Below are 1,720 nucleotides of genomic sequence, written 5' to 3' on the forward strand. Positions count from 1 at the left end.
GATGCGCGTGCCGGTCGGCGAGGCGTCGCGGGCCGCATCGGGCGAGCGCCGGAGGCGGGACGGGTCGGCGCTCGCGGGCGCGATATCGACCGCGGCCTCGCCATGCGCATCGGCTGCCGGCGCCATCAGATACGCCTCGGGAACCACCGCGCTGACCCGCGTGCCCGAGCCGCGCACGCGCGATAGATAGCCCTCCGCCACCAGCCGCTCGAACGCCACCTCGACCGTGCCGCGCGCCACCCGCCAGCGCTCGGCCAGCGTGCGCGTCGAAGGCAGCGCGCCGCCGGCCGCCAGGCGCCCCTGCAGGATCGCATCGCGCAGCGCATCGGCGATGCGATCCTGCTTCGAGGCGCCGCCTCGCGAGGAGAGGCCCGGCGGCCTCGGCAGATCGAGCGGAATCGCGGCCTTGCCTCGCGTCATAGTGGTCCAGTCCGGTAAGCGTGGAATCAATCCCGGCTTATACCACATCGATCCTGGCGGCAGGCTCGCGGTCCTGCCCGCCGCCGCCCTTCGCCGGGATCGCCACCCCCGCCTTACGCCCGCCTTTCTTCATATGGATGTCATCGAGCCCACGCCACACTCATCCACTGTGCAGATACACGATATCCCGCGCTTGTAAGGAAGCTGTCGAGGCGCTCGCGTATCATGCGATCACGCTGGCGCGCGTCCCGCGCGCCGGCACCGGACAATGGCCGGAAGCCGCGCCGCGCCCCGCGTTTCGGGCCTCGAGGCGGCGCCCCGCCCGCTTGCCGGCCGTCCGGCGACCGCGCCCTTGCCGCGCGCTCGCCGTTCGTCATCCGATCCTGTCACCGATACGCGACCCATGACGCTTTTGCCTCCGGAACCCATGGTCCCCGGCCCGCTCCTGATCGTCGACGACGAGCCGCTGATGCAGCGCCGGCTCACCACCATCCTGACCTCGCTGGGCTACTCGGACGACGCGCTGCTGTTCGCCGGCAGCCTCTCGGAGGCGCGCGCGATCCGCGCCACCCAGCCCTGCGCGATCGCGCTGGTCGATATCGGCCTGCCCGACGGCTCGGGCATCGAGCTGATCCGCGAATGGCACGAGGCCGACCCGGCCCTGCCGATCGTGGTGATCTCGACCTGGAGCACCGGCCCGACCATCGTCGGCGCGCTGCAGGCCGGCGCGACCGGCTACCTGCTCAAGGAGCGCGACGACATCGAGATCGCCTTGTCGATCCGCAGCGTGCTGCGCGGCGGCGCGCCGATCGATCCCTTCGTGGCGCGCCATATCCTCGAGACCGCCGTGCACGCGGCGCCGGCCGCCGCCACGCCGGCCAGCGCGGGCCTGCTGCCCTCGCGCAACGGCGCGCCGCCGGTGCGCCTGAGCCGCCGCGAGATCGAGATCCTCGGCATCGTCAGCAAGGGGCTGACCAACCGCGAGATTTCCGAGCTGCTGTCGCTGTCGCGGCTGACCGTCGAATGCCACATCAAGAACATCTACAAGAAGCTCGCGGTGCGCTCGCGCACGCAGGCGGTGTTCGAGGCGCGGGCGCACGGCCTGCTGCCCTAGCCGCGCCGCGCCTCCAAGCATCCCTCGCCTGCGATCACAGATCGATGCCTGCCCGGCCCGCGACGTTACCGTTCACATCCACGCCCGCGCGCGACGCGGCGGGCGGCGGCGCTCGCGCGCTCGTGCCGCCGTGGCTGTGCTTGCTCTGCCTCGCGCTGCTGACGGTGTTGGCGAGCACGGCGCGCG

General features: G+C 72.3%; 2 protein-coding genes. One reads left to right on the forward strand and one right to left on the reverse strand.

Annotated elements, in window-relative coordinates; genetic code table 11:
* Nucleotides 1–420, reverse strand: a 420-nt coding sequence (locus F3J18_RS37195) for a winged helix-turn-helix domain-containing protein (protein ID WP_240156521.1), incomplete at its 3' end; no start/stop codon positions are given.
* Nucleotides 421–823: 403 nt separating this feature from the next.
* Between F3J18_RS37195 and F3J18_RS37200 the strand changes: the two genes are divergently transcribed.
* On the forward strand, nt 824–1,534 hold the full coding sequence (locus tag F3J18_RS37200) for a response regulator transcription factor (RefSeq protein ID WP_025102109.1): 711 nt from the start codon (nt 824–826) through the stop codon (nt 1,532–1,534).
* Nucleotides 1,535–1,720: the final 186 nt, after the last annotated feature.

This window comes from Burkholderia sp. Ax-1720 (assembly GCF_011753035.1).
In the GTDB taxonomy this organism is placed as follows: domain Bacteria; phylum Pseudomonadota; class Gammaproteobacteria; order Burkholderiales; family Burkholderiaceae; genus Burkholderia; species Burkholderia gladioli.